Origin of the sequence: Rathayibacter rhapontici, assembly GCF_001995175.1 — a bacterium.
In the GTDB taxonomy this organism is placed as follows: Bacteria; Actinomycetota; Actinomycetes; order Actinomycetales; family Microbacteriaceae; genus Rathayibacter.
Map to the genome: position 1 here is coordinate 1 of NZ_MUKN01000105.1, position 4902 is coordinate 4902.

Here is a 4902-nt window from a genome sequence, read left to right on the forward strand (position 1 = left end):
GCCGAGGGCGCCGCCCAGGTCGCCGCGGGCGACTCCGCCCTCGCCGCGCAGGCCGACGCCGTGGGCGCCGCCTCGCAGCAGGTGGCCGACAGCGTCCCCGCGATCCGCGGTGGCATCGAGGCGAGCCTGCAGGAGTCCGGACTGGATCCCGCGCGCATCGCGGAGGTGCTCGCTCTGCTGGATCCGCTCGGCGACGACACCCTGGCCGCGAACGCCCAGGCGCAGGGCCAGGTCGCGCTGATCGACCGGCTCGCCGGAGGAGCGCAGCAGGTCGCGACCGGCGCGCAGGCCCTCGCCGACGCGACTCCGGCCCTCACCGCGGGCATCGCGAGCGCGGCCGACGGCTCGTCGCAGCTGACGAGCGGAGCCGCCACCGCCGCCGCCGGCGCTCAGTCCGCCGCGGACGGCGCCGCCACGCTCCGCGACGCGCCTCCTCCCTCCGCGACGGCTCGGCGACCCTGCGAGACGGCCTCGGCGACCTCACCACCGGACTCGGCGACCTCACCACCGGCGCCACGACGCTCCGCGACGGCCTCGAGGACGGCGTCGTCGCGATCCCCGACCGCTCGGCGGAGCAGCAGGCGGCGCAGGCCTCCGCCATCGCCGATCCGGTGGCCGTGGACCGGAGCGAGGTCGCCTCGGCCGGCACGTACGGCGCCGGGCTCGCCCCGTTCTTCGCGAGCCTCGCGGGCTGGATCGGGATCTATGCCCTGTTCCTCATCGTCAAGCCGGTCTCGCGCCGCGCGATCACCGCGCTGCACTCGCCCCTCCGGGTCACCCTCGCCGGCTGGCTCACCCCGGGCCTGCTCGGCGTGGTCCAGATGGCCGGGCTCTTCGCGATCATCTCGCTCGCCCTCGGCTTCGACGTCGCCTCGCCGCTCGGCGTCTACAACGTGATGGCGCTCGCCTCGCTGACGTTCGCCGCGATGATCCTGGCCCTCAACGTCTGGCTGGGCAGCGTCGGCCAGTTCCTCGGCCTCGTGCTGATGGTGGTGCAGCTCGTGACCGCGGGCGGCACGTTCCCCTGGCAGACCCTGCCCGGGCCGCTCGCCGCGCTGCACCACGTGCTGCCGATGGGCTTCGCCACCGACGCCGTGCGGCAGCTCATGTACGGCGGCGACGGCGGGGCGGCGCTGCACGACTCCCTCGTGCTGCTCTGCTGGCTCGCGGGCGGTCTGGCCCTCGCGGCGATCGGAGTGGTCCGCATGACGCGGTTCCGCACCCTGCGCGACCTGCAGCCGTCCCTGATCGGCTGAGCCCGCCTCCCCGGCCCGGGCGCGACGGGGGCGCCGGAGATAGCATCGGGGGCATGGCAGCACATCGCGGCGAGGTCGAGGCCTGGCTCACCGACATGGACGGCGTGCTCGTGCACGAGAACAAGGCGCTCCCCGGCGCGCCCGAGCTGATCCAGGAGTGGACCGACGCGGGCGTCCCGTTCCTGGTGCTCACCAACAACTCGATCTTCACGCCGCGCGACCTGGCCGCGCGCCTGCGCGCCTCGGGGCTGCACGTGCCGGAGGAGCGCATCTGGACGAGCGCGCTCGCCACCGCCGACTTCTGCGCCTCGCAGATGCCCGGCGGCAGCGCGTTCGTGATCGGCGAGGCGGGAATCACGACCGCGCTCCACGAGGCCGGCTTCATCATGACCGAGACCTCCCCCGACTACGTCGTCGTCGGCGAGACCCGCAACTACAGCTTCGAGGCGATCACGAAGGCGATCCGCCTGATCATCGGCGGCGCCCGGTTCATCGTGACGAACCCCGACGCGACGGGGCCGAGCTCCGAGGGCGTCATGCCCGCGACGGGAGCGATCGCCGCCCTGATCACCAAGGCCACCGGCAAGGACCCGTACGTCGTCGGCAAGCCGAACCCGATGATGTTCCGCTCGGCGATGAACAAGATCGGCGCGCACAGCGAGAACACCGGCATGATCGGCGACCGGATGGACACCGACATCGTCGCCGGCATCGAGGCGGGCCTGCACACGGTCCTCGTGATGACCGGGATCAGCGACGCCGCCGAGATCGAGCGCTACCCGTTCCGTCCGGACGAGGTGCTGAGCGGAGTGCACGAGCTGCTGTCGGGCGAGCCGCTCGAGTCGGAGTTCCCGCCGGACGTCGTGGTCTGACCCGCGGGTCCGTGGGCGGCGGCCCGTCGCTCAGAAGCGCACGTGCTGCAGCACCCACGCGTGCATCGCGACCGCGGCGGCCGCCGACGCGTTGATCGAGCGCGTCGAGCCGAACTGCGAGATCTCGAGCACGGCCTCGGAGGCGGCGATCGCCTCGTCCGACAGCCCCGGCCCCTCCTGACCGAACAGCAGGACGCAGCGCTCGGGCAGCGCGAAGGTCTCGATCGGGACGCAGCCGGGCACGTTGTCGATCGCGACCAGCGGCAGCCCCTCCGCCCGCGCCCACTCGACGAGCTCGGCCACCGTCTCGTGGTGCTGCACGTGCTGGTAGCGGTCGGTCACCATCGCGCCGCGCTTGTTCCAGCGGCGCCGGCCGACGATGTGCACGCCGCGGGCTCCGAACGCGTTGGCGCTGCGCACGATCGAGCCGATGTTCATGTCGTGCTGCCAGTTCTCGACGGCCACATGGAACGGGTGGCGGGAGCGGTCGAGCTCGGCGACGATCGCCTCCATCCGCCAGTAGCGGAAGCGGTCGATCACGTTGCGCGCGTCGCCGTGCGCGAGCAGCTCCGGGTCGAGCCGCTCGTCCTCGGGCGGCTCGCCGATCCAGGGGCCCACACCGTTGGTCGTCGCCTCGACGGAGGGCGCGGGGCCGGTCCCGGAGGGCCTCTCGTTCTCGTCCACGATCGGCAACCCTACAAGCAGGGCCCAGCGGAGGACGGCCGCTTCCCTCCGTGCAGCGACGCCCGGGATACTGACGCAGGGGCACGCCCGGAACGGTGCCCGCGAGGAGACGACCATGACCCGCTTCCACCCCGCGCTGCGCACCGGAGTCGCGACGGCCGCGGTGCTGCTCGCCCTGACCGGATGCGCCGAGACGGCGACGCGGATCCCCTCGACGCCGAGCGCCGCGGCGACGGCCGTGCCGGCGCCGACGGCCACCGGATCGAGCGCGGTGCCGACGACCGCCGCTCCGAGCACCGGGGCCCCGTCCGGCGGCGCGACCACCGACCCGGGCACTCCGGCCGCCCCCGCCGCTCCGGCCGGGCCTCCCGCGCTCAGCGATCTCGTGCTCACTCCGGACGGCCTGATCGCGCCCGGCGGCGCCGGCTCGCTGCTCGTCGGGCAGCCGATCCCCACGGACGCGGGCGCGTCGGCCCTCGCCGCGTTCGACGCCGACTTCTGCACCCCGGCGTGGGAGGAGGCGGGCGTCGAGGTGGACGGAGCGCCCGGCCGCTGGGTGCCGAACTACCCCGACGAGACGCAGCCGGGAGTGATGGGGCGTTTCCCGTTCGGCCTCCTCGCCGACGAGCAGACCGCTCCGCTGCGGCTGATCGTCGTGAGCAGCCCGGCACTCCGGACCGCGGGCGGCGCCGGCATCGGCTCCACGCGTGCGGAGCTCGAGGCGGCGCTCGCGGGGACCGCGCAGGTGACCGGCACCGACGACCCGGTGGGCGTGGACGCGTACACGGTGCGCGGCGCGAACGCGAGTCTCACCTTCGAGGTCGGCAACGGCACGGACGTCGTCGAGCTCGCCCACGTCGGACCGCTGCTGGACGTGCCCCTCACGCTGTGGGGGACGGACGCCGGCCCGTACGGCTGCAGCCTGGTCTGACTCAGGCCGCGGCGGAGCCGGCGAGCGAGCCGACCAGCTCGTCGCCGCCCTCGCGGTCGACGAAGCAGAACGACCGGCGCTCGCCCGCGTCCCACTGCTCCTGCGTCACCGTGAACGAGGCCGAGACCTGGACGTCGCCGTAGGTCTCCGCGGCCGCGACGTCGACCACTCCGGCGCCTGGCAGAGCGAGGCGACCGAGAGCGCGAGAGCGTCGGGTCCGGGGAACACCTCTTCGGTCAGCGGCTCGGCCGCGACCAGCTGCCCGGCGTGCGGAGCGGCGCAGTCGACCACGGTGAACTCCTCGGCCCAGACGGAGTCGAACGGCTGCAGGCACTCCCCGCCGAGCAGGGCGCTCCACGCGTAGGTGCCGGCGGGCAGGGGGCCGACCGTCGGGAGGGCCGCGGTGGGCTCGGGGGTCGGGCTCGCCTCCTCGGTGGGAGTCTGCGTGGCGATCGGCGCCGCGGCGCCGGGGCGGTTCGCGGACGCCACGGCGTAGCCGATGGCCGCGACGACGGCGAGGATCACGACGACTCCGACCGCGATCAGGGCGATCAGGAGTCGGCGCCGTCCCGCCGTCCGCCCGGGGGACGGCGGCGAGAGCGGAGCGATGCTGGGGGGCTCGGTCGCGATGCCGGCCGTGGTGGGGCCGCTCGGTGCCGGGCCGTCGGCGCGCGGAGGCTTCTGCCGGGCAGCGCGCGCGGTCTTGTCGCGCGGAGTCCTCTCGCGCGGGGTCTTCTCGCGCGGAGTCCGATCGCGGGCGGGCTTGGACCGGGGCGCCTTCTCGCCGGAGGCGTTCACGTGCGCCGACGCGGTCGTCGTGCTGAACGGAGCGTCCGCACCGTCGGCGGAGGAGGCCTCGCGCGGACCGGACGCGTCGGACTCGTCGGAGTCCGTCGGCGCGAGGTTCCACGCGAACGCGGTGCCCCGCCAGAGCTCCTCGTCGCCGGCGTCGTCGTCCGGTTCGGCGGGCGGAGTGACGACGTCCTCCCAGACGGGTGGCGCGTCCCAGCCGCCGCGCGGGTCGGGCCACTGGTAGACGGTGCCGTTCGGCGCGGTGTCGCGCTGCGACGGCGCGGTGGCGCCCTCGGGGCGGTCGTCGCGCTGCGGGTCGGAGCGCTGCGGGTCCCGGGCGACGGGAGGTGCGGCGGACGACGGGGGG

The 4902-nt window shown here is 74.8% G+C and carries 4 protein-coding genes and 2 pseudogenes; 3 read left to right on the forward strand and 3 right to left on the reverse strand.

Features of this window, described 5'->3' with window-relative positions:
- Both B0T42_RS22870 and B0T42_RS18570 read left to right on the forward strand, forming a co-directional pair.
- A pseudogene (locus B0T42_RS22870) lies at positions 1 to 1256 on the forward strand (YhgE/Pip family protein); the annotation flags it as partial.
- Between the two features lie 53 nt (positions 1257 to 1309).
- On the forward strand, positions 1310 to 2128 hold the full coding sequence (locus tag B0T42_RS18570; protein WP_077224455.1) for an HAD-IIA family hydrolase: 819 nt from the start codon (positions 1310 to 1312) through the stop codon (positions 2126 to 2128).
- A 30-nt stretch (positions 2129 to 2158) separates the two neighbouring features.
- Here the strand turns inward: B0T42_RS18570 and B0T42_RS18575 are convergent, their stop codons facing one another.
- A complete protein-coding gene (locus tag B0T42_RS18575; protein WP_236720414.1) occupies positions 2159 to 2812 on the reverse strand; it encodes a TrmH family RNA methyltransferase in 654 nt (217 codons plus the stop codon).
- A gap of 115 nt (positions 2813 to 2927) precedes the next feature.
- Between B0T42_RS18575 and B0T42_RS18580 the strand changes: the two genes are divergently transcribed.
- Positions 2928 to 3743 (forward strand): hypothetical protein, encoded by an 816-nt coding sequence (locus B0T42_RS18580; RefSeq protein WP_139344587.1) that lies wholly within the window; start codon positions 2928 to 2930, stop codon positions 3741 to 3743.
- A gap of 1 nt (position 3744) precedes the next feature.
- Here B0T42_RS18580 and B0T42_RS20330 read toward each other — a convergent pair whose 3' ends face one another.
- Both B0T42_RS20330 and B0T42_RS20335 read right to left on the reverse strand, forming a co-directional pair.
- Positions 3745 to 3912 (reverse strand): hypothetical protein, encoded by a 168-nt coding sequence (locus B0T42_RS20330; RefSeq protein WP_158078194.1) that lies wholly within the window; start codon positions 3910 to 3912, stop codon positions 3745 to 3747.
- Positions 3849 to 4902: pseudogene (locus B0T42_RS20335) on the reverse strand (hypothetical protein); the annotation flags it as partial. The pseudogene B0T42_RS20335 and the gene B0T42_RS20330, both read right to left, overlap by 64 nt.